At 68.1% G+C, this 20,626-nt stretch carries 18 protein-coding genes, 1 rRNA gene and 1 riboswitch; of the genes, 4 read left to right on the plus strand and 15 right to left on the minus strand.

Annotation, left to right across the window (positions count from 1 at the left end):
- Positions 1-215: 215 nt before the first annotated feature.
- Positions 216-839, minus strand: coding sequence for a PadR family transcriptional regulator (locus tag ABD357_RS25825; protein ID WP_344393311.1), 624 nt, complete (start codon positions 837-839; stop codon positions 216-218).
- A gap of 188 nt (positions 840-1,027) precedes the next feature.
- On the opposite strand from ABD357_RS25825, the gene ABD357_RS25830 reads away from it, so the two are divergent.
- Complete coding sequence (locus tag ABD357_RS25830) at positions 1,028-1,837, plus strand: PhzF family phenazine biosynthesis protein (protein ID WP_344393312.1); 810 nt, start codon at positions 1,028-1,030, stop codon at positions 1,835-1,837.
- Between the two features lie 55 nt (positions 1,838-1,892).
- Here the strand turns inward: ABD357_RS25830 and ABD357_RS25835 are convergent, their stop codons facing one another.
- Positions 1,893-2,693 (minus strand): CPBP family intramembrane glutamic endopeptidase, encoded by an 801-nt coding sequence (locus ABD357_RS25835; protein ID WP_344393313.1) that lies wholly within the window; start codon positions 2,691-2,693, stop codon positions 1,893-1,895.
- 280 nt (positions 2,694-2,973) lie between these two features.
- The gene (locus tag ABD357_RS25840) at positions 2,974-4,494 is read right to left on the minus strand and encodes a glutamate-cysteine ligase family protein (RefSeq protein WP_344393315.1); all 1,521 of its coding nucleotides are present in this window, start codon (positions 4,492-4,494) and stop codon (positions 2,974-2,976) included.
- Between the two features lie 662 nt (positions 4,495-5,156).
- Between ABD357_RS25840 and ABD357_RS25845 the strand changes: the two genes are divergently transcribed.
- Complete coding sequence (locus ABD357_RS25845) at positions 5,157-5,750, plus strand: hypothetical protein (RefSeq protein WP_344393317.1); 594 nt, start codon at positions 5,157-5,159, stop codon at positions 5,748-5,750.
- 386 nt (positions 5,751-6,136) lie between these two features.
- Positions 6,137-6,343, plus strand: a complete 207-nt coding sequence (locus ABD357_RS25850) for a DUF5999 family protein (RefSeq protein ID WP_344393327.1) — start codon at positions 6,137-6,139, stop codon at positions 6,341-6,343.
- Positions 6,344-6,464: 121 nt separating this feature from the next.
- Here the strand turns inward: ABD357_RS25850 and gcvP are convergent, their stop codons facing one another.
- Positions 6,465-9,350 carry an aminomethyl-transferring glycine dehydrogenase gene (gene gcvP, locus ABD357_RS25855; protein WP_344393319.1) on the minus strand — a complete coding sequence of 962 codons (2,886 nt, stop codon included), beginning with the start codon at positions 9,348-9,350 and terminating at the stop codon, positions 6,465-6,467.
- A gap of 180 nt (positions 9,351-9,530) precedes the next feature.
- Positions 9,531-9,627, minus strand: a riboswitch (glycine riboswitch).
- Between the two features lie 120 nt (positions 9,628-9,747).
- Here gcvP and ABD357_RS44830 point away from each other — a divergent pair.
- Positions 9,748-10,119 (plus strand): PRC-barrel domain-containing protein, encoded by a 372-nt coding sequence (locus ABD357_RS44830; protein ID WP_388668089.1) that lies wholly within the window; start codon positions 9,748-9,750, stop codon positions 10,117-10,119.
- A 43-nt stretch (positions 10,120-10,162) separates the two neighbouring features.
- On the opposite strand, the gene ABD357_RS25865 is transcribed toward ABD357_RS44830, so the two are convergent.
- The 11 genes from ABD357_RS25865 to rrf all read right to left on the minus strand — a co-directional run.
- On the minus strand, positions 10,163-11,524 hold the full coding sequence (locus tag ABD357_RS25865; RefSeq protein WP_425585003.1) for a DNA polymerase IV: 1,362 nt from the start codon (positions 11,522-11,524) through the stop codon (positions 10,163-10,165).
- 111 nt (positions 11,525-11,635) lie between these two features.
- Positions 11,636-12,313 (minus strand): MerR family transcriptional regulator, encoded by a 678-nt coding sequence (locus ABD357_RS25870; RefSeq protein ID WP_425585004.1) that lies wholly within the window; start codon positions 12,311-12,313, stop codon positions 11,636-11,638.
- A gap of 247 nt (positions 12,314-12,560) precedes the next feature.
- Entirely contained in the window at positions 12,561-13,034 is a 474-nt protein-coding gene (locus tag ABD357_RS25875; RefSeq protein ID WP_033327106.1) for a bifunctional nuclease family protein, read from the minus strand.
- Positions 13,035-13,120: 86 nt separating this feature from the next.
- Positions 13,121-13,849 carry a transcriptional regulator FtsR gene (gene ftsR / locus ABD357_RS25880; protein ID WP_344393321.1) on the minus strand — a complete coding sequence of 243 codons (729 nt, stop codon included), beginning with the start codon at positions 13,847-13,849 and terminating at the stop codon, positions 13,121-13,123.
- Positions 13,850-13,888: 39 nt separating this feature from the next.
- Positions 13,889-14,773 carry a zinc-ribbon and FHA domain-containing protein gene (locus tag ABD357_RS25885; RefSeq protein WP_344393328.1) on the minus strand — a complete coding sequence of 295 codons (885 nt, stop codon included), beginning with the start codon at positions 14,771-14,773 and terminating at the stop codon, positions 13,889-13,891.
- 148 nt (positions 14,774-14,921) lie between these two features.
- Entirely contained in the window at positions 14,922-15,833 is a 912-nt protein-coding gene (locus ABD357_RS25890) for a DUF881 domain-containing protein (protein ID WP_344393322.1), read from the minus strand.
- A gap of 5 nt (positions 15,834-15,838) precedes the next feature.
- The gene (locus tag ABD357_RS25895; protein WP_003988855.1) at positions 15,839-16,171 is read right to left on the minus strand and encodes a small basic family protein; all 333 of its coding nucleotides are present in this window, start codon (positions 16,169-16,171) and stop codon (positions 15,839-15,841) included.
- Positions 16,168-17,070, minus strand: a complete 903-nt coding sequence (locus ABD357_RS25900; RefSeq protein WP_344393323.1) for a DUF881 domain-containing protein — start codon at positions 17,068-17,070, stop codon at positions 16,168-16,170. Before ABD357_RS25900 ends, ABD357_RS25895 begins: the two co-directional genes overlap by 4 nt.
- A gap of 87 nt (positions 17,071-17,157) precedes the next feature.
- On the minus strand, positions 17,158-19,653 hold the full coding sequence (locus ABD357_RS25905; protein WP_344393324.1) for a sugar phosphate nucleotidyltransferase: 2,496 nt from the start codon (positions 19,651-19,653) through the stop codon (positions 17,158-17,160).
- Positions 19,654-19,770: 117 nt separating this feature from the next.
- Complete coding sequence (gene clsA, locus ABD357_RS25910) at positions 19,771-20,379, minus strand: cardiolipin synthase ClsA (protein ID WP_344393326.1); 609 nt, start codon at positions 20,377-20,379, stop codon at positions 19,771-19,773.
- 151 nt (positions 20,380-20,530) lie between these two features.
- Positions 20,531-20,626, minus strand: a 5S ribosomal RNA gene (rrf, locus tag ABD357_RS25915); the annotation flags it as partial.

Raw genomic sequence — 20,626 nt, forward strand, 5'->3', positions numbered from 1 at the left:
CTCGCCCGTTCCAACCGCCCCCGGCGGCAGCATCAGTCCCACGAACGGCCCAACGAACCGACCGCCATCACGTCACGTGAACCACCGGCTGTAGTACTAGAACACCTGGAACCCCGTCGCCACAGAGCCGGCCACCCCATGCCGAAGGGGGTACTTCGCTGCCAAAGTACCCCCTTGTGCGGGCCATCGGACCGCGATTGCCGGCCCTCATCCCGTCAGTCCTCGTCGGCGAGGATCAGGTACAGCTTCTTCCGGGCTTCATTGATGACGGACAGCGCCTTCTCGCGCTGCTCCTTGCTGCCGGTCTTCCAGACCTGGCCGAACGCCTCCATCAGACCGAAACCGGCCTGCCGGATGTCGCTCAGCGCCTCCCAGTCGACCCCGCGCCCGGCCTCTTCCCAGGGCGCCTCGGGACCCTCGTCGGCCGCGGTGCGACCCGCCTCGGTGAGCGAGAACAGCTTCTTTCCGCCCTCGGTCGCGCTGGCGATCAGGCCTTCGTCCTCCAGCAGTTGGAGGGTGGGGTACACCGAGCCGGGGCTGGGCTTCCATGCCCCGCCGCTGCGCTCGGCGATCTCCTGGATCATCTCGTAACCGTGCATGGGCCGGTCCTTCAGCAGAGCCAGGATCGACGCGCGTACGTCGCCTCGCCGCGCCCTGCCCCGCGGACCGCCTCGCCCGCCGCGGCCACCCCATGGTCCCGGGCCGAAGCCCGGCCCAAAGGGACCGAAGGCGGCGCGGCGCCCTTCGAAGCCTCCCCGGCCATGCGGGCCGGGTCCGCCGTGTCCATGCCCAGGACCAGGTCCAAAGCCCGGTCCGAATTCCTCTCCATGGGAACGCATCGCAATCACTCCATTCCATCGTTGATCGGTCGCGATGCGTCAACGATATATCGAGATGGATCGCCTGGCAAGCCCCCTCCTGACAGCGCTCACGTCGGCACCCCGCCCCCGCTACAGCCCCACCTCCGGTCCACTCACCCCGAATTGGCCTTGGCCTGCGGCCGCGATCCCGGCCTAGCGTCAGCGTCATGCGGATTCGAATCGTCGACGCCTTCACCGACCGCCCCTTCACCGGCAACCCGGCCGGGGTCCTCCTCCTCGACGCCTTCCCCGACGACGCCTGGCTCCAGAACGTGGCCCTGGAGGTCAACCACGCGGAGACGGCGTTCGCCCACCCCCTCCCCGAGGGCGGCGAAGCCGACTGGGCACTGCGCTGGTTCACGCCCGTGACCGAAGTCGCCATGTGCGGCCACGCGACGCTCGCCACCGCGCACGTGCTGGCCACCACTGACGCCGCCCGGGGCGCCGTACGGTTCGCGACCAGAAGCGGCGTACTCATCGCCACGGCGAACGACGACGGGTCCATCACGCTGGACTTCCCGACCGCACCGCTCACTCAGGTCGAAGTTCCGGCGGGCCTGGCCGCGGCCCTGGGCGCCGAGCCGCTCACCGCGCACGACACGGGCCCGAACGTCGGCGACCTCCTGGTCGAACTGGCCGACGAGAAGACCGTCCTCGGCCTCACCCCCGACCACAAGGCCCTGGCCCGGCACTCCGAGCGCGGCATCATCGCCACCGCCGTCGCCGAAGATCCTTCACAGGGCCATGACTTCGTCTCGCGCTGCTTCTTCCCGAGGATGGGCATCGACGAGGACCCGGTCACCGGCAGCGCCCACACGGCACTCGCCCCCTACTGGTCCGAACGCCTCGGCCGCCCCGACCTCACCGGCCTCCAGGCATCCCGCCGCTCAGGCCTGGTCCACACCCGCCTCCACGGCGACCGCACCCTGCTCACGGGCCGCGCGGTCACCGTCATCGAGGGCGAAATCCACACGTGAACAGCACAGAAGGGGCGTACGACATCCTCGTACGCCCCTTCCAGACCCGTAACGTTCACACGGTGGGCAGCCACCCCACCTTGCCCGCCAGCAGCGCGTACCCCACGAACGCCCCGATGTCGAGCAGTGAGTGGGCGACCACCAGCGGCCCGATGCGGCCCCAGCGGCGGTACAGGTAGACGAAGACGACGCCCATGACCATGTTCCCGATGAACCCGCCGATGCCCTGATACAGGTGATACGAGCCGCGCAGCACGGAGCTGGCCATCAGCGCGGTGCCCGGCGTCCACCCCAACTGCCCGAGCCGGCGCAGCAGATACCCGACGACGATCACCTCCTCCAGGACGGCGTTCTGCACCGCGGAGAGGATCAGCACCGGGTACTTCCACCACACGTCGGGCAGCGATTCGGGAACCACCGTGAGATTGAAACCGAGGCCACGGGACGCCAGGTAGAAGGCGATCCCCGTACTGCCGATCACCGCTGCGATCGCCGCACCACGGCCCAGATCCGGCCACGGACGGGTGCGATCGAAGCCGATGGTGCGCAACCCCGCCCCCTCGCGGAGCAGCAGGTGCGCGACGAGCAGAACCGGGACCAATGCCGACGTGATCCCGAACAACTGCCAGGCCAGATCAAGCCATGGACGCCCCGGTGCCGCCGAGGCGTTCAGATTGGCTGCCTGATCCTTCAGGCCGCCGGGCTTCGTCACCGACCCGACAAAGCTGATCAGCGCGGAAACCCCGCTCGCACCGAGCGACACCCCCAGCACGAGCAGCATCTCATCGCGAAAAACTCGTCGCGCCGGCTGCTCCGCCGGAAAAGAATCGGCCACCGACCCCGCCTCCGCCTGCACACGTGCCTCCAGTTGTGTAATCCCGTCCCATCCCCGGGCAGCCGTACGGCTCACGGCTCACGCAGGCTCAAGCAGGGGAGGGCACCACCGCATGGGACGTCACAGCTTGCCTGACCGGCGCGGGAGGAGCACAGCCGACCCCCGTCCACGCGCGCGACGCCGCAAGGTGGCGATCGCGACCGCGCTCGTTCTCCGTCGCCGGGGGCACCGTGGCGGCAATCGAGGGCGGGCTGCTGTCCCTCCGGCCGCCCTGCGGCCGAGGCCAAGTCGGATCGCGGGGTCACACGAGCGGGATCGCCGGCTCCCGCAGCCCCACCGGCCAGGTGTGTACCGGCTCACCGAGGTGCATCAGCTCGCAATAACGTTTCGTCATGGCGGCCAGCGCCGCCCCCCGGTCCATTCCGGTCTCCAGCGCCCGGTGGAACGTACTGGCTTGCCAGGACGCCCCGTTCACCCGGCGTCTGCACCGCTCCTCGATCACCCCGAGGTAGAGGTCCCGGTCGGCCGGCTCGACACCCCACGCGTCCAGGCCCGCCTCCGCGAGCGGCAGCAGCTCGTCCAGCACCAGCTGCACCGCGGGCACCCGCGTCGTCCCGCCGTACCGGCCGCGCCGCGGCCACTGAAGGTGCGCGTCGATGCCATACCGGCACGCGTGGTCGAAGTTGGCGGCGGCGGCCTCGAAGGGCAGCCGCGTCCACACGGGCCGGGCGTCCTCGGCGAGGGCGCGTATGAGCCCGTAGTAGAAGGCCGTGTTGGCGATGACGTCGGTGACGGTCGGGCCGGCGGGCAGTACGCGGTTCTCGACGCGCAGATGCGGAACGCCGTCGTCGATGCCGTACACCGGGCGGTTCCAGCGGTAGATGGTGCCGTTGTGCAGCACGAGTTCGCCGAGCCGGGGTACGCCGCCGTCATCCAGGACACGCTGCGGATCCTCGTCGTCGCAGATCGGCAGCAGCGCCGGGAAGTAGCGCAGATTCTCCTCGAACAGGTCGTACGCCGACGAGATCCACCGCTCTCCGAACCAGGTACGCGGACGCACCCCCTGGGCCTGCAATTCCGGCGGACGCGTGTCGGTGGACTGCAGGAACAGCGGCGGCCGGGACTCGCGCCACAGCTCACGGCCGAACAGGAACGGGGAGTTGGCGCCGACCGCGACCTGCACGGCGGCGATCGCCTGCGCCGCGTTCCACGCGTCGGCGAAGCGGCCCGGCGTGACCTGGAGGTGCAACTGCACGGAGGTGCAGGCGGCTTCGGGCGCTATGGACGCGGACGTGCAGCTGAGTCGCTCGACGCCGTCGATGTCGAGTGTGAAGTCCTCGCCGCGGGCCGCCACTATCTGGTCGTTGAGCAGGGTGTAGCGGTCCACGTCGGAGAGGTTCGCGGAGACGAGGTCGTCGCGTGCGAGCGTGGGCAGAATGCCGACCATCACGACGCCCGCGTCGACCTCGTTCGCTTTGCGATGGGCATATGCGAGTGAGGTGCGCAACTCCTCGGCGAGGCGGTCGAATACCCGGCCCCCCAGTCGATGTGGGGCAATGTTGACTTCCAGATTGAACATGGCGAGTTCTGTTTGGAAATCACGGCTGGCGATACGTTCAAGTACTTGAGCGTTCATCATGCGCGGCATACCGTCCGGGCCCGCGAGATTGAGCTCGATCTCGAGGCCCATGAGGTTCTTCGGGCGGTCGAACCGCTCCTCCGCCAGCAGCCGCTCAAGCCCCGACAGGCACTGCCGGAGCTTGCCGCGGTAGCGCTGCCGATCGGACAGGCCGAACGACGCTGCCTCGACCTTCTCCCCCATCGAAGCGTCCCTCCTCGGCTGGGCAGCCCGACAAACCGGCCGCTGACGTCCTGGGTCACGGGGGATGATGCCCAGGCAATGCGATCGATAACGTCCTGGACAGGCCCGCCGGCCGCTACCCTGGACGCAGGATCTCCAGGCACATTCACGCGGCATGAGGCAGTGCACGGTTTTCGGCCGGGCGATGACCTCTTCTGCGACGAGTTGCGGTCTCGTGAAAAACGCCGACGATATTTGGCCGACCGTTTCGGTGAGGTATCCCGAGGTCATCGCCGGAAACTCGCAGAGAATCGGGATCAAAGGCACTTATCGACGACCGAATTATGCCTAGCCCTTAATCTGCGCAACGGTTAGACGAAACACCGCCTGAACACGGGTCGTATAAACTTCTCGAACGAGGCAGAGAGTCGGCGCTCGTGGTCGCCGGACCTGTCGTCACAGTGACGTCATTCACCGAGAGGTGAGCCGCGCAGCGTCTGATGCGTGCGATCGCAAAGCGACAGAAGAACCTTAGATGCGAGCGTACGCGCCAGACGCCGCGCGACAGGCAGCACGGTGACCCCACAGGCCGGGAACCCCCGCCCCTCTGCCCCCAAGTGCTGACAGCGTCGTCCGCCACCGCTCTCGCGCCACCTGTGCCTGTCGAAGAGAGGCGACCCACCATGCCGCTGCATGTCCCTCCGGCTCCCGCGCCCGCTGTACGTACGGTCCTCACGGCCCTCAGTTCCCCCACCGCCGTCCGCGAGGCACCTACCCCGTCCCTGCGCAACGCCCAGGGCCCCGTGACACCCGACCTCCCGCTGCCCGTCCACGTGCTCGACCGGATCACCCCGGCCGGCGCCTCGGCCACCCGTCTCGCAGGGTGGCGCTTCCTCATCCGCAGCGGTGGGTCTGCCGTGGCGGCTGCCGAGACCAGGCTGACCCCCGACGGATGGGCCTTCTCCCACTTCTTCGAGGGGCCGTACGTCACGGCCACGGAGCACGCACTGCGCCAGGCGGAGACCATGACGCAGTCCTACCAGGCCCGCCTGCTCTCCGTACCCGAGCTCTACATGCTCACGCTCTGGCTGCACGGCGACTGCACCGCCGACGGCGCCGAAGGCCACCCCGCCGCCACCGATCTCCTGGTGCCCCTCGCTCCCGCGCCACCCGGCATCGCCGCGCACCGCCCGCACCGCGTGGCCGAACTGCTGTCCGTCCTGACCAACCGGCTCACCCCCGCCTCCACTCCCCCGCTGCTCGGCTCACCGGCCTGAGCACATCTCGGCTTCCGTGCCCCGCGGCCCCACTCCGGTCGTGGGGCACGCTGCTGCGCGCAGTGACGATGGGGGTCCCCCGCTCGAGCGAAGCCGAGAGTTGGGGGAGGGGACGCAGCGCACGCCCGGCCCATTCTGACTAGACCTATCCGACCATTCCGAACCACCCGAACAGGCAGCCCAGTTGGAATGAACCATCCGGACGAGTGGTGCGTCATCAACCTGTGAGGAGCGCCACATCGAAATCCCTGCGGATTGACGTTTATAGGGCAACACTGGGTTCCGTACCGACTGACAAACGGGGGGCGGCGATGAACACCACATCGCGCCGCAACGCAGACCACAAGACGATCACCGACCTCACTACACAGCGAGAGATCCCGCCAATGTGCCAGCACCAGCCACCGTGTCCGACAGCCGACTCCGCCGACCGGGAAGCAGCGCACCTCGTGGCGCACCACCCGGAGCAGGGATGGAGCCTGCTGTGCAACGGCGTCCTGCTCTTCGAGGACACCGGTGAGCTCCTGCCGGACGGCCGGATCATCGCCCCGCACCGACCGCCGGCCGACGCGCAGGTGATGACCGCCGCCTGAGCCGCGCGGGCGCACCACGGGCGACGCCAGGCACGCTGCTCAGACACTCAGACATATGAGGGGGCCGGCCCCGGGACATCCCGGAACCGGCCCCGACGTATGCCCGGACGCGATGACGCGGCTACTCGTCGTAAGCGTCCAGCGGCGGGCAGGAGCAGACCAGGTTCCGGTCGCCGTACGCCTGGTCGATCCGCCGAACCGGCGGCCAGTACTTGTCCGCGGCCGACACCCCTGCCGGGAAGACGGCCTCCTCACGGCTGTACGCGTGCTCCCATGTGCCGCCGAGCACGGCCGCCGTGTGCGGAGCGTTCCGCAGCGGGTTGTCGTCCGCCGGCCATTCCCCGGAGCCGACCCGCTCGATCTCCGTACGAATGGCGATCATCGCCTCGCAGAACCGGTCGAGTTCGGCCAGATCCTCGCTCTCGGTCGGCTCGATCATCAGCGTTCCGGCCACCGGGAAGGACATCGTCGGCGCGTGGAACCCATAGTCGATCAGTCGCTTGGCGATGTCGTCGACGCTCACGCCGGTCGCCTTGGTCAGCGGCCGCAGATCGATGATGCACTCGTGCGCCACGAGCCCGCCGGGACCGGTGTACAGCACGGGATAGTGCGGTTCCAGCCGCTTGGCCACGTAGTTCGCGCTCAGCACGGCGACCTGCGTGGCCCGCTTGAGCCCCTCGCCGCCCATGAGACGTACGTACGCCCAGGAGATCGGCAGGATCCCGGCCGAACCCCAGGGAGCGGCCGAGATCGGGCCCACGCCCGTCTCCGGGCCCGCGGCGGGCTGCAGGGGGTGGTTCGGCAGATACGGCGCCAGATGCGCGCGTACACCGACCGGGCCGACTCCCGGACCGCCACCGCCGTGCGGGATGCAGAAAGTCTTGTGCAGGTTGAGATGCGAGACGTCACCGCCGAAGCGGCCCGGCTTTGCGAGGCCCACCAGCGCATTCAGGTTGGCGCCGTCCACGTACACCTGACCGCCCGCGTCATGCACCTGCGCGCAGATGTCGGCGACGTGCTCCTCGAAGACGCCGTGCGTCGAGGGGTACGTGATCATCAGCACCGCCAGCTCGTCGCCGTGCTGCTCGATCTTGGCGCGCAGGTCCTCGACGTCGATCTCGCCGTCGTCGGCGGTGTTCACAACTACCACCTTCATGCCGGCCATGACGGCGCTCGCCGCGTTCGTGCCGTGCGCGGAGGACGGGATGAGGCAGACGGTGCGCTGCTCGTCGCCGTTCGCGCGGTGGTAGCCGCGTACGGCGAGCAGGCCCGCCAGCTCGCCCTGCGAACCGGCGTTGGGCTGGAGCGACACCTTGTCGTATCCGGTGACCTCGGCAAGCTGCTCCTCCAGCTCACGGATGAGCGTGAGGTAGCCCTGCGCCTGTTCGGCGGGCGCGAAGGGGTGCAGCTGGCCGAACTCCGGCCAGGTGACCGGCTCCATCTCGGTGGTGCCGTTGAGCTTCATGGTGCAGGAGCCGAGCGGGATCATGCCGCGGTCGAGCGCGTAGTCACGGTCGGCGAGGCGGCGCAGATAGCGCAGCATCGCGGTCTCGGAGCGGTGCTGGTGGAACACCGGGTGCGTGAGGTACTCGTCGGTGCGCAGCAGCGCGGTGGGCAGCGTGTCCTCGGCGGAGGCGTCCAGCGCCTCGATGTCGCCCTCGACGCCGAACGCGGTCCATACGGCGCCCAGTTGGGTCCGTGTGGTGGTCTCGTCGCAGGCGATGGACAGCTGGTCTGCGTCGACGAGACGCAGGTTGACCCCGCCCTCGCGCGCCGCTGCGACGATCTCGGCAGCCCTTCCCGGCACCCGGACGGTGAGCGTGTCGAAGTACGCCGCGTGGACGACCTCGACTCCGCCCGCCCTCAGTCCCGCGGCGAGGATCGTGGCGTACCGATGGGTGCGCTGCGCGATCGACCTGAGGCCCTCCGGACCGTGGTAGACGGCGTACATACCAGCCATCACGGCGAGCAGCACCTGAGCCGTGCAGATGTTGCTGGTCGCCTTCTGCCGGCGAATGTGCTGCTCCCGCGTCTGAAGGGCGAGCCGGTACGCCTGGTCGCCGTCCGCGTCCAGCGAGACACCGACGAGGCGGCCCGGCAGGTTGCGGGCGAACTTCTCGCGCACCGCCATGTACCCGGCGTGCGGCCCGCCGAAGCCCATCGGTACGCCGAAGCGCTGGGTCGTGCCGACCGCGATGTCGGCGCCGAGCTCGCCCGGCGAGGCAAGCAGCGTCAGCGCCAGCAGATCGGCGGCGACGGTGACGATCGCGCCCATCTCATGCGCCTGCTCGATGACGGCCTTGATGTCCCGTACGGCACCGGAGGCGCCCGGGTACTGGATGAGCACGCCGGTCACGCCGCGCTCGGCGACATCGGCCGGAATGCCCTCGCTGAGATCCGCGACGACCACCTCGACGCTGATCGGCTCGGCGCGCGTCTCGATGACGGCGATGGTCTGCGGCAGCGCGTCGGCGTCTACGAGGAAGACGCCGTTCTTGACCTTGCCCACGCGTCGCGACAGCGCCATGGCCTCGGCTGCGGCGGTGCCCTCGTCGAGCAGCGAGGCTCCCGACGTCGGCAGGCCCGTGAGGTCGGCGACCATGGTCTGGAAGTTCAGCAGCGCCTCCAGGCGGCCCTGCGAGATCTCCGGCTGGTACGGGGTGTACGCGGTGTACCAGGCCGGGTTCTCCATGACGTTGCGCAGGATCACCGGCGGCGTGAACGTGCCGTAGTAGCCGAGCCCGATCATCGAGTCGAGGACCTCGTTGCGGTCCGCGAGGGAGCGCAGCTCGGCGAGGACCTCGGCCTCGGAGCGCGCGGCCGGCAGCGCGAGCGCCTCGGCGTCCTTGATCACATCTGGCACCGCGGCGGACGTCAGCTCCTCGAGCGAGCCGTACCCCACCTGCGCGAGCATCTTGGCCCGGGCCTCGGTGTCGGGCCCGATGTGGCGCTGCTCGAAAGGGATTCCCCGTTCGAGCTCGGAGAGCGGAATGGGATGGGCGGTCATTTGCGGAGGCCTCCTGGTCTGACACGACCTTCGAGGGCACCACGGCGGGTGCCCGGACGGCCTCCCCCTCTGTCATCTCGACCTGAGAGCTTCACCGGTCCGCCGACTGTACGGCGTCCCGGCTTTCACCGTCGGTGAGAGCGGAAGCCGTCAAACACCCGCTCTGCTTTCCAGAGTGGCCTCGTCCGCGCGGTACGTGGGCCTGAGAGATTCCGGGGAGGATTTGCTCCTTCGGCGCCTCCGATGAAGCCTTGGAGGACTCTCCCGCACGGGGTCAGCGGCCGTTGACAGCGTACCAGCGGGCATCCCCCGAGTGGCCGCCCACCGCAAAGTGCCCTTTCGTAGTGCTTATGGATGCGTAGTGCTGACGGATGAGTTGTGACCAGATGGAGGGCCCGTGCAGACCGACATCGATCCGCGCAACCTGATCGGCCGCAAGGCGTTCGACCGCGACGGCCACAAGATCGGCACTGTCGACGAGGTCTATCTCGACGACGCGACCGGTACGCCGGAGTGGGCGGCCATACGCACCGGCCTCTTCGGCAGGGACGCCTTCGTGCCCCTGGAGCCCAGCGAACTCGTCGAGGGCACCTTGCGGATTCCCTTCGACCGCGCCCTGATCAAGGACGCCCCCGACTTCGGCGTCGGCCGCCACCTCTCCCCGGAACAAGAACTCCAGCTCTACCACCACTACGGCCTCGACGTAACACCCCCGCCCCCACCCCCGGACCGCGACTTCGGCCACTTGGCAGGCTCGGACGAGCCCTAGCGAAGTCCGGTGCGGTATTCCCAGCGGAGCGCTGTCGCCGAGGCTACGGTCTTCGCGAAACCAGCGGCAGCGGGTCCGCCGGCTCCAGTTCCGGATCGTCGATGCGAAAGGTGCGTACGCGCCCGGGTTCGGAGTCGGGCGTCTCGAACCGCACCGTGACCCGCCCGATGCCACTGCCCTGCACCCACCCGTGCCCGAACTCGGCATGCCGTACGTCATGCCCCGCAGCCCACCGACGCACGGCGGGCGCCTCCTGCTCATCGGCCGGCTCCTGCCCCTCGTCCTGCGCCGGATGCTCCGCCTCACCCGCGTGGGCCCGTGCCTCGGCCTGCGCCCGAACCTGCGCGAAGAGATCCTCCTGTGTGTAGTCGGCGAGCCCAGAAACCCCGACTCCCAGCAGCCGTACGCCTCCGGTGGTGTCCACAGACTCCAGCAGCCGCGCGGCCGCCTCCCGCACCACCGCGGCGTCGTCCGTGGGGCCCCGCAGAGTCTCGGAACGGGTCAGCGTCGAGAAGTCGTACCGCCGCACCTTGAGGACGATGGTCCGCCCCGACAGATGCGCGCCGCGCAGCCGCCGCACACACCGGGCGGCGAGCCGCTGCACCTCCATCCGCACCCGCACCCGGTCATGGATGTCCACGTCGTACGTGTCCTCGACGGACACCGACTTTGTGTCCCGCTCGGCCACCACGGGCCGCTCGTCGTGCGCCAGCGCCATGGCGTACAGCGCGATTCCGTGGGCCTTTCCGAGGAGCCGTACGACCTCGTCCTCACCCGCCTCGGCGATCTCCCCGACCGTCGTGATCCCGGCCCGCCGCAGATGGTCCCCGGTGGCCGGCCCCACCCCGGGCAATGTACGCACCGACATGGGAGCGAGCAGTTCGCGCTCCGTCCCCGGATCTATCACCACCAGACCGTCGGGCTTGGCCTGCTCTGAGGCGATCTTCGCGAGCATCTTGGAGGCAGCCAGCCCCACCGACCCGGTCAGTCCGGTGACGGCCCGGATGTCCGCGCGCAGCTTCGCCCCCGCCAGCCGGGCCGAAGCCTCGTCCCAGGCCGCTCCCCCGGCCTCCAGATCGACGAAAGCCTCGTCCAGGCTCAGCGGCTCCACCAGCGGCGACAGCCCCCGCAGCAGCCCCATCACCTGCTCGCTGATCTCCCGGTAGAACCCGAAACGGGGCACCAGATACGCGGCGTTCGGCGCCAGCCGTCTCGCCTGCGCCATGGGCATCGCGGAATGGACCCCGAAGACCCGGGCTTCGTACGAGCAGGTCGCGACCACGCCCCGGGGCCCGAGCCCGCCCACGATGACCGCTTTCCCGCGCAGGCTCGGCTTGGCCGCCTGCTCCGCCGAGGCGAAGAAGGCATCCATGTCGAGATGCAGGATCGTGGGCGCGGTTCTCACATCTCCGATGCTGCCCTACGCCACTGACAATGCCCCCGTACGCAGCAGCCTTCGCCTCTCGGTGCGCAGCCCTGGCCCCTCGACGTGCGGGACCCCGCTGTAACGGCTCTCTCAGACCGCGCGGTTGCGACGCCTCGCCAGCTCGTCCGCGGGATGGTGCCCGACGAGCGTCTCGCCCGTGTCGACACGCTCGCCGTGCAGCTGCGAGAGCGCGCTCTCCACGTCCCGCCAGACCACACCCACGGCGATCCCGAAGATTCCCTGCCCACCCTGGAGCAGCGCATGGACCTCGTCGGGCGAGGAGCACTCGTAGACCGTCGCCCCGTCGCTCATCAGTGTCATGCGCTCAAGGTCACGAAATCCGCGCTCCCGCAGGTGCTGGACCGCGGTACGGATGTTCTGCAGAGACACGCCCGTGTCGAGAAACCGCTTGACGATCTTCAGGACGACAACGTCCCGGAAGCTGTACAGCCGCTGCGTCCCCGACCCGTAAGCGGGCCGCACACTCGGCTCGACGAGCCCTGTCCGGGCCCAGTAGTCCAGTTGCCGGTAGGTGATGCCCGCGGCCGCGCAGGCCGTGGGACCGCGGTAGCCGATCTCCTCGGACGCCACCTCGCTACCGCCCGGCACCGCCGCCGGCCGCTGCTGCGGAGCGTGGTCGGCCGCGCCGCCATGCTGGGGATACCCCATGCCCGAGCGGAGCCGAGAGCTTGGGGGAGGGTACGGGCCGCTCCCCGCCGGACTGCGTCCGGGGGCTCCCCCAGCCGTACCGTCGCCGCTGCTTCTCACGCCGACCTCCGTCCCCTTGACCTGCCTTCTCGACGGTAGGCAGTCACGGGGGGTGCGTCAACGACCACCGCACTCGGCACGCCGAGTGATAATCACCCTAAGAGTGGTTTCCCGTGCCCCACCGCGGGGAAAGGCTAGCCGAATGCTCTCGGCGCGACCGCCGCACGCCCTGTCGTTCGGCGGTCCCGGAGGGTCACTGGATTTTCGTTCCGAAAGCCTGGGCCCCGGTGCTGGGGGTCGGGCCGGATCACTGGCTGTTGGTGCCGAAGTCCTCGGGCGAGATCTGGTCGAGGAACTCGCGGAACTTCTCCACCTCGTCCTCCTGCTCGTCCGGAATCGCGATCCCCGCGTCGTCCAGCACCCCGTCGCTGCCGTAGATCGGCGTCCCGGTGCGCAGCGCCAGCGCTATGGCGTCGGACGGCCTGGCGCTGACCTCGACCCCGCTGGCGAACACCAGCTCCGCGTAGAACACACCGTCCCGCAGGTCCGTGATGCGCACCTCGGTGAGCTCCTGGCCGACGGCCTCCAGCACGTCCTTGAACAGGTCGTGCGTCAGCGGTCGCGCGGGAGCCATGCCCTGCTGTGCGAAGGCGATCGCCGTCGCCTCCCCCGGCCCGATCCAGATGGGGAGGTAACGGTCGCCTCCCACTTCACGCAGGAGCACGATCGGTTGGTTGGAGGGCATTTCGACCCGGACACCTACGACGTCGAGCTCGTTCACACAGCAACCCTAGGCCGTGCTCGGCATCTTTGGGTAGTCGAGCACGGAACGGGTGGCGGATCCGGGCCCGCTCACATGCCTTGGGCTCAAGGCAGCCGCACTCCGAGCGCGGACTGCACCAGCGCGGCATGCAGCTTCACCGCGAGTCCCGCCAGCTCCCTGGTCCGCGCCTCGGCGTGTGCCCGGGTCTGCGGATTGCGGTGCAGACGCAGCGGGGCGACGACCTGGTCGACGAGTCCGGCCTCACGGTCGGCGGCGGCCTTAACGGCGCGCAGATGCCGCGGCTCGATCCCGAAGCGCCCGAGTTCCACGACAAGGCCGGCCACGGTCACCGCCTCGGCGTCGTAACCCCCGTCCGGCAGCGGCGTGATGAGGCCGTACGACTCCCACTCGTCGAGCTCCTGCTCACCGATCTCGGCGGAGGCCAACAGCTCGGCCCTCCCGATTCGCGCCGCGGTGGGTCCCTCCGGCTCGTCGGCGGCCTCGCCGTCACGCTGCCGTCCCAGCGACGGCAGCTGCACCGCCTCCCCGCGCTCCATGGCTTCCAGGTGTTCGCGGATCACCTTCAGGGGCAGATAGTGGTCCCGCTGCATCCTCAGTACGTGGCCCAGGCGCTCGACGTCTCCCGGGCTGAACTTCCGGTACCCCGACGGGGTCCGCTGCGGCTCGATGAGCCCTTCCGACTCCAGGAAGCGGATCTTGGAGATGGTGACTTCGGGGAACTCCTCGCGCAGCACGTTCAGCACCGTGCCGATACTCATCAGCCCACTGGCGGCGGCGCCGTTCCCGGCACCGCCGCTCGGTGTTCGAAGCATGGCCCTTCCCTGGGGTCCCCGGACAGATTCTGGGGAGGGTCAGATTCCCCGCTGGCTCGCGTAGAAGACCAGCCGGTACTTGCCGATCTGCACCTCGTCGCCGTTCGACAGCGGGACGGAATCGATCCGCTCCCGGTTGACGTACGTGCCGTTCAGGCTGCCGACGTCCGCCACGGTGAACGTGCCGTCCGGCTGCCGACGGAATTCCACATGCCGACGCGACACCGTCACGTCGTCCAGGAAGATGTCGCTCTGCGGATGACGGCCCGCCGTGGTCAGGTCGCTGTCCAGCAGGAAGCGGCTGCCCGAGTTGGGGCCGCGGCGCACCACCAGGAGCGCCGAGCCGAGCGGCAGCGCGTCCACAGCCGCCTGCGCCTCGGGCGACAGCATCGGCATCTGTGTCTGGCCGGTGGCTTCGGCGTCGTAGGCCTCGAGGCCCGAGATGGAGATCGTCGAGGTGGTCTCCGAGGGACGCTCGGCAGCCGCTCCGGCGCGCAGCGGCGCGCCGCAGTTGGAGCAGAAGCGGCTGTTCTCCGCGTTGCGATTCCCGCACCTCGTGCAGACCAGGGCCGACATGGACGGATCCTCCTGCCGCGGCTGTCCTGCCTGGGCATTGGACGCGTACGGATCGGGGGAGAACCCTCCACCCGCACTTGAGGTTGACGGTTCCCCGAAACCTATGCGGCCGGACTGGGCAGGGTCAACAGACGACGCGCCCTGACCACCGGGAATGTCACCACCCTGGCCACCGAGCTGATCTCGGAACAGCGGGCGCTCCCCCTGCCCTTCGGCATCTTCATGGCGCGACGCGCGATGCCGGGCAGTGGCACTGTCGCTGCCCTCTTTCGCGCTCTTGCCAAACCACTTCGCAAACAACTTCACGGGCGATTCCCCTTGACCGAAACAGACCCGCCCGTGGGGCAGGACGAACCCTGATTACACACACCGGTCGAGCCGGACATCTTCACAACGTCGGCATCCACCAGACAGTTTCCACCACGCACCACCCATTCGGTGCGTCGACCCCCCGCAACGTCATGCCCGCGACGAGCGGCCCGCATGCGCCCCCGCCTCACTGGGAGGACGACCGAGCGTAGTCAGGCTGCTTCGCTGGTCGCAAGGCATCAACGATGATCTTGTCGGAGCGCTCCACCGTGACAGTGGCCTGCTCCTTCTCCAGAGTCTGCACCACTCCACCGGGGATGTTGAGCGCCGGTTCGAGGTCCTGCGGCTTGCCGATGACCTTGAAACGATAAGGCGCGCTGATCTTGTTCCCGTCGACACTCACTCCACCCCCGCTCGGGTCCGTCAGGTACGTGCTGGCGACCACCCGTACGCCATTGACCTGGATCGCCTCCGATCCGGCCGCGCGCAGTTCCTGGATCGCGTCGAGCAGCATGTCGGCCTCGACCGTCCCCTTCGTGTCGTCGATGGTCAGCGTGATGCCGGGCCCCTGCGCCGCCACCGTGCCCGCAAGTATGCCGAGTTGCTTCTCCTTCTCGACCGTCTGCTTGCGGGCCTCCTCGGCCTGGTCGGAGCTGTTCTCCAGCTCGGTTCGCTGATCTTCGAGACCCTGTTCCTCCTCTTCCAGACGTTGAGTACGGTCATCCAGTTCATCGAGGATGCGTACGAGATCTTCCTGACGCGCTCCACGCAGCGCGCCGTCGCCGTCGCTGTTGGACGCCACCTGAACGGCCAGGCCGAAGCCGAGACCGAACAGCAGGAGGGCGACGATGAACTGCGCACGTGACAGGCGTGGCGGCCACAGACCGTTCAGCAGCCGCTGACGACCGGACAGTGTCGGCTCGGCCTGCTCCGGCCTGGTTTCCGGTGGCTCCGAAGCTTCGGTTTTCGGCGTCTGAAGAGCCTCGGTTTTCGGCGTCTTCGGCCCCTCAGCCGGCACCTCTTCGGGCAGCTTCTTGCTCAGCCGGTTCTCAGGGGCGGCCTTGAGGGCCTGCTCAGGGGTCTCTTCCTGGTTGCTCATCGGCCTCACGCCCGGAACACGTGCCGGCGGATCGCCGCGGCATTGGAGAAGATGCGGATGCCGAGGACGACGACGACGCCCGTGGACAGCTGAGCGCCGACGCCGAGCTTGTCGCCCAGGAAGACGATCAGCGCGGCCACCACGACGTTGGAGAGGAAGGACACAACGAAGACCTTGTCGTCGAAGATGCCGTCCAGCATGGCGCGCAGCCCGCCGAACACGGCGTCGAGCGCCGCGACCACGGCGATCGGGAGGTATGGCTCGACCACCGCCGGTACTTCGGGCCGAACCAGCAATCCAGCCACGACTCCCACGACGAGGCCCAGTACGGCGATCACGATGTGCCCTTCTCTGTGCTCGGTTCTGCTGTTCGTACGATCACGCTCGGCGCGGCGGGCAGCCGGACGTCGTCCTCGACGGAAAGGCCGGTCCGGATCCCGTAGTTCTCGTGCAGCGCCTCCAGATACAGCCCGTCGGCACTGCTGTCGAACTCGCTTCTCAGCCCCTTGCCGTCCCCCACCGCAAGCACGGTGTACGGCGGCACCAGCGGCTTGTTGTCGACCAGTATCGCGTCGCCCGCCGCCCTGATCGCGGACAGCGACGTCAGCCGCTGCCCGTTGATCGAGACGGCTTCGGCGCCCGATGCCCACAGCCCGTTGACGACCCGCTGCAGATCGCGATCCCGCACTCGCCCCGTGTCGGAGAAGCCCGACGTCTCGCGGGCGTCTCCGTCACCGCTCTGATCGGCTTCCTTCGCGTCGTCCACGACCAGCTTCACGCCGGGTCCGTGCACTTCGACCGCTCCCGACAGGATGCCGACCAGTTCGCCTCGGTCACCGCCGTGCTTCTTCAGCGCCTCGCGCTGCCGAGCGCTCACGTCGTCACGCAACTCGTCGACACTGTCCTCGAGCTTGTCGGCCACCGCGTTCTCGCGGTCGATGCGGTCGATGAGTTCCTCGCGCTCCTTGGCGACGACCGGAGCCTCGATCCGCGCCTGTGCCGCGCCCACGGTGACCACGAGGGCCGCCAGTACCAGTCCGACAGCGAGGCCAACCTTCGCCCGTACCGTCTTCGGCATGCCGCCGGCGTTCTCGGCCTTCTTACGGGCGGCCGCCTCCGCATATCCCTCGTCCAGGCTGTGGTCCATGACGTTGGTGAGCAGCGACATGGAGGCGTCCAGCCGCGGAGGGCGCGTGGGGGTGCTCCGAACGGGGGGGTGCTGCGGCATGCCGCACATCGTCGCACGTCGCGACCGCCACCTCCGAATGGCCCCACCGACGTGCCGAACGGGCCCCAGCGGGGGCACCGTTCGGCACGCGCGTGCTCAGCGCCCGGCGCTGTCCACCACAGACGACCACTCGTCGAGCAAAGCCTGGGCGGACGCGTCGTCGGGCCCCTCGGCCCACAGATGCGTGACGGCCTCCGCAGGATCGGGCAGCACCATCACCCAACGCCCGTCGGTCTCCACGACCCGTACGCCGTCGGTTGTGTCGACAAAGCGATCCCCAGCTGCCTCCACAACCCGCCGCATCACCAGGCCCTTCACTGCCCAGGGAGTCGCAAGATCGCGCTTGAGGACATGCGCCCGCGGAATGCGCGCATCGATCTGGCTGAGCGTGAGCTGAGTGCGCGCCACCAGACCGATGAGTCGCACAAAGGCCGCCGTACCGTCGAAGACGCTGCTGAATTCCGGCACGATGAACCCGCCGCGCCCATCGCCTCCGAAGATCGTCGAGTCGTCGCGCCCGACCCGTGTCAGATCGTCCGGCGAGGTGGTCGTCCAGTCGACCTGAGTGCCGTGGTACGCCGCTACCTGCTCGGCGATCCTCGTGGTGGTCACCGGCAGTGCCACCCGCCCGCTCCGCCGCTCGGCGGCCACCAGGTCGAGCATCACCAGCAGCGCCCGGTCGTCCTCGACGATCCGCCCCTTCTCGTCGACGAGTGAGAGCCGCTCACCGACCGGGTCGAACCGCACCCCGAACGCGGCCCGCGCCGAGGCCACGATCTCCCCGAGCCGCACCAGCCCCGACCTGCGCGCATCCGCCGTCTCGGTAGGCCTCCGCTCGTCCAGACCGGGATTGATGGTCAACGAGTCGACACCGAGCTTGCCCAACAGGCTGGGCAGAACCAGTCCGGCGCTTCCGTTCGAGGCATCCACAACCACCTTCAGCCCGGATTCAGCAATCCCGGTGGTGTCGACATTCCTGAGCAGGGAGCCGGTGTACGAGTCGAAGACGCTGGCCGGAAAGTGCAAGTCCCCGATCTCGCCCGGGAACGCACGCCGGTACTCCTGCCGCGCGAAAACCCGGTCGAGCTTTCGCTGACTCGCCTGCGACAGATCCGCCCCACGCCCGTCGAAGAACATGATGTCGACCGAGTCCGGGACCCCCGGGGTCGTCCGGATCATGATCCCGCCGGCGCTGCCCCGAGCGGTCTGCTGCCGCGCCACCGGCAGCGGTACGTTCTCCAGGTCCCGTACGTCGATGGCGCTTGCCTGGAGCGCCGAAATGACCGCCCGCTTCAGCGCACGAGCACCCCTGGAGTGATCGCGGGCCGTCGTGACCGTGGAGCCCTTCTTGAGCGTCGTCGCGTATGCCCCCGCGAGGCGCACGGCGAGCTCCGGAGTGATCTCCACATTGAGAATCCCGGACACCCCGCGGGCACCGAAGAGATGTGCCTGACCGCGGGACTCCCAGATGACCGAGGTGTTGACGAAGGCGCCCGCCTCGATGGTCTTGAACGGGTAGACGCGTACGTTCCCCTGCACGATCGATTCTTCCCCGACGAGGCACTCATCGCCGATGACCGCGCCGTCCTCGATACGCGCGGCCCGCATGATGTCCGTGTTCTTTCCGACGACACAGCCGCGCAGATTGCTGTGCTGGCCGATGTACACGTTGTCATGAAGAACGGCTTTGTGGAGAAAGGCCCCGCTCTTCACCACGACGTTCGAGCCGACAACGGTGTGCTCGCGGATTTCGACGTCGGCCTCGACCTTGGCGTAGTCCCCGATGTACAGCGGCCCTCGCAGCACTGCGTCGGGATGCACCTCGGCGCCCTCTGCCACCCACACGCCCGGCGAGATCTCGAAACCGTCGAGCTCGACATCGACCTTGCCCTCCAGGACATCGGCCTGCGCCTTCACATAACTCTCGTGTGTACCGACGTCCTCCCAGTATCCCTCAGCGACATAGCCGTAAACCGGCTTGCCCTCCTTCATCAGCTGCGGGAAGACATCACCGGACCAGTCGACGGAAACATCAGCCTCAACATAGTCGAAGACTTCGGGCTCCATGACATAGATGCCCGTATTCACGGTGTCAGAGAAAACCTGCCCCCAGGTCGGCTTCTCGAGGAAGCGCTCGACCTTTCCCTCGTCATCGACAATGGTGATGCCGAATTCCAGCGGATTGGGGACCCTCGTAAGACAGACAGTGACGAGTGCACCCTTTTCCTTGTGGAAATTGATCAGATCGGTGAGATCGAAATCAGTCAGAGCATCACCGGAGATCACAAGGAAAGCGTCGTCCTTCAACGCCTCCTCGGCGTTCTTGACGCTGCCGGCAGTACCGAGTGGCTTCTCCTCATTGGCATAGGTGAGCTCCATTCCGAGCTCTTCACCGTCGCCGAAGTAGTTCTTGACGAGCGAAGCCAGGAACTGGACAGTTACGACGGTCTCGTTGAGCCCATGCCGCTTGAGCAGCCGCAGCACATGCTCCATGATTGGGCGATTGGCCACGGGCAGGAGCGGCTTGGGCATGCTTGAGGTCATAGGGCGAAGGCGTGTGCCTTCGCCTCCGGCCATCACGACGGCCTTCATGTCGGAAGCGTCCTCCTTGAAGAGATGACGGTCTAGCCGACTTCACCCGTCCCAGATTGTCCCGCACATTCGGTCTGCGGGCCATCAGAGGCCACTACGACTGCCCATTCGGCGAGCTCAATCGGCCATGGCGTCCGCGCGGACAAGGCGGCGGACCTGAACCACGTAGAGGATCCCTGCCCACCAGTAGAGCGTTGTACCCCATCCTGCGAACGCCCATCCGAAAATAGCAGCGAGTGACGCGATCCATCCACTTCCGTCACTGAGCAACAGCAACGGGAAGGCATACATCAAGTTGAACGTAGCTGCCTTCCCAAGGAAGTTCACCTGCGGCGGCGGATAGCCATGGCGCCTGAGGATGCCCACCATCACCAGCAGAACCAGCTCTCGCGCCAACAGGACGGCAGTCAACCAGAGTGGCAGAATCTCGCGCCAGGTGAGACCGACCAATGTCGACAGAATGTAGAGCCGGTCGGCCGCGGGGTCGAGGAGCCGGCCGAGACTGCTGATCTGGTTCCAGCGCCGGGCGAGCTTGCCATCCAAATAGTCGCTGATGCCGCTCAGCATGAGCACCAGAAGCGCCCAGCCGTCGCTCTTCGGCCCGCCGAACTCAGGCCACAGGATCAGCCACAGGAAGACAGGTACGCCGACAAGACGCGCCATGCTGAGGATGTTCGGGATGGTGAGGACCCGGTCTGTCTGGACGCGGGTCTCTTGGACCTCCACCCGGGGGCCTCCTGTGGGAGCGTGCCAACGTTGCCACCTGACCTTACCCGCAGGCATCTCCCTGTGGCGCGGAGGGGTTCGGGTAGCACAGGGGAAACAAGAAAGCTCCGGTCCTCGGACTTATCGTCCGAGGACCGGAGCTCTACATTTTGTTCGGCGGTGTCCTACTCTCCCACAGGGTCCCCCCTGCAGTACCATCGGCGCTGTAAGGCTTAGCTTCCGGGTTCGGAATGTAACCGGGCGTTTC

Origin of the sequence: Streptomyces vastus (assembly GCF_039532825.1) — a bacterium.
Classification (GTDB): domain Bacteria; phylum Actinomycetota; class Actinomycetes; order Streptomycetales; family Streptomycetaceae; genus Streptomyces; species Streptomyces vastus.

What these genes read in the sequence shown, in the direction of transcription:
- ABD357_RS25825 (WP_344393311.1), bottom strand. Translation starts at nt 839, where the DNA reads ATGCGTTCCCATGGAGAGGAATTCGGACCGGGCTTTGGACCTGGTCCT.
- ABD357_RS25830 (WP_344393312.1), top strand. Translation starts at nt 1,028, where the DNA reads ATGCGGATTCGAATCGTCGACGCCTTCACCGACCGCCCCTTCACCGGC.
- ABD357_RS25840 (WP_344393315.1), bottom strand. Translation starts at nt 4,494, where the DNA reads ATGGGGGAGAAGGTCGAGGCAGCGTCGTTCGGCCTGTCCGATCGGCAG.
- ABD357_RS25845 (WP_344393317.1), top strand. Translation starts at nt 5,157, where the DNA reads ATGCCGCTGCATGTCCCTCCGGCTCCCGCGCCCGCTGTACGTACGGTC.
- ABD357_RS25850 (WP_344393327.1), top strand. Translation starts at nt 6,137, where the DNA reads ATGTGCCAGCACCAGCCACCGTGTCCGACAGCCGACTCCGCCGACCGG.
- gcvP (WP_344393319.1), bottom strand. Translation starts at nt 9,350, where the DNA reads ATGACCGCCCATCCCATTCCGCTCTCCGAGCTCGAACGGGGAATCCCT.
- ftsR (WP_344393321.1), bottom strand. Translation starts at nt 13,849, where the DNA reads ATGCTTCGAACACCGAGCGGCGGTGCCGGGAACGGCGCCGCCGCCAGT.
- ABD357_RS25890 (WP_344393322.1), bottom strand. Translation starts at nt 15,833, where the DNA reads ATGAGCAACCAGGAAGAGACCCCTGAGCAGGCCCTCAAGGCCGCCCCT.
- ABD357_RS25900 (WP_344393323.1), bottom strand. Translation starts at nt 17,070, where the DNA reads ATGTGCGGCATGCCGCAGCACCCCCCCGTTCGGAGCACCCCCACGCGC.
- ABD357_RS25905 (WP_344393324.1), bottom strand. Translation starts at nt 19,653, where the DNA reads ATGAAGGCCGTCGTGATGGCCGGAGGCGAAGGCACACGCCTTCGCCCT.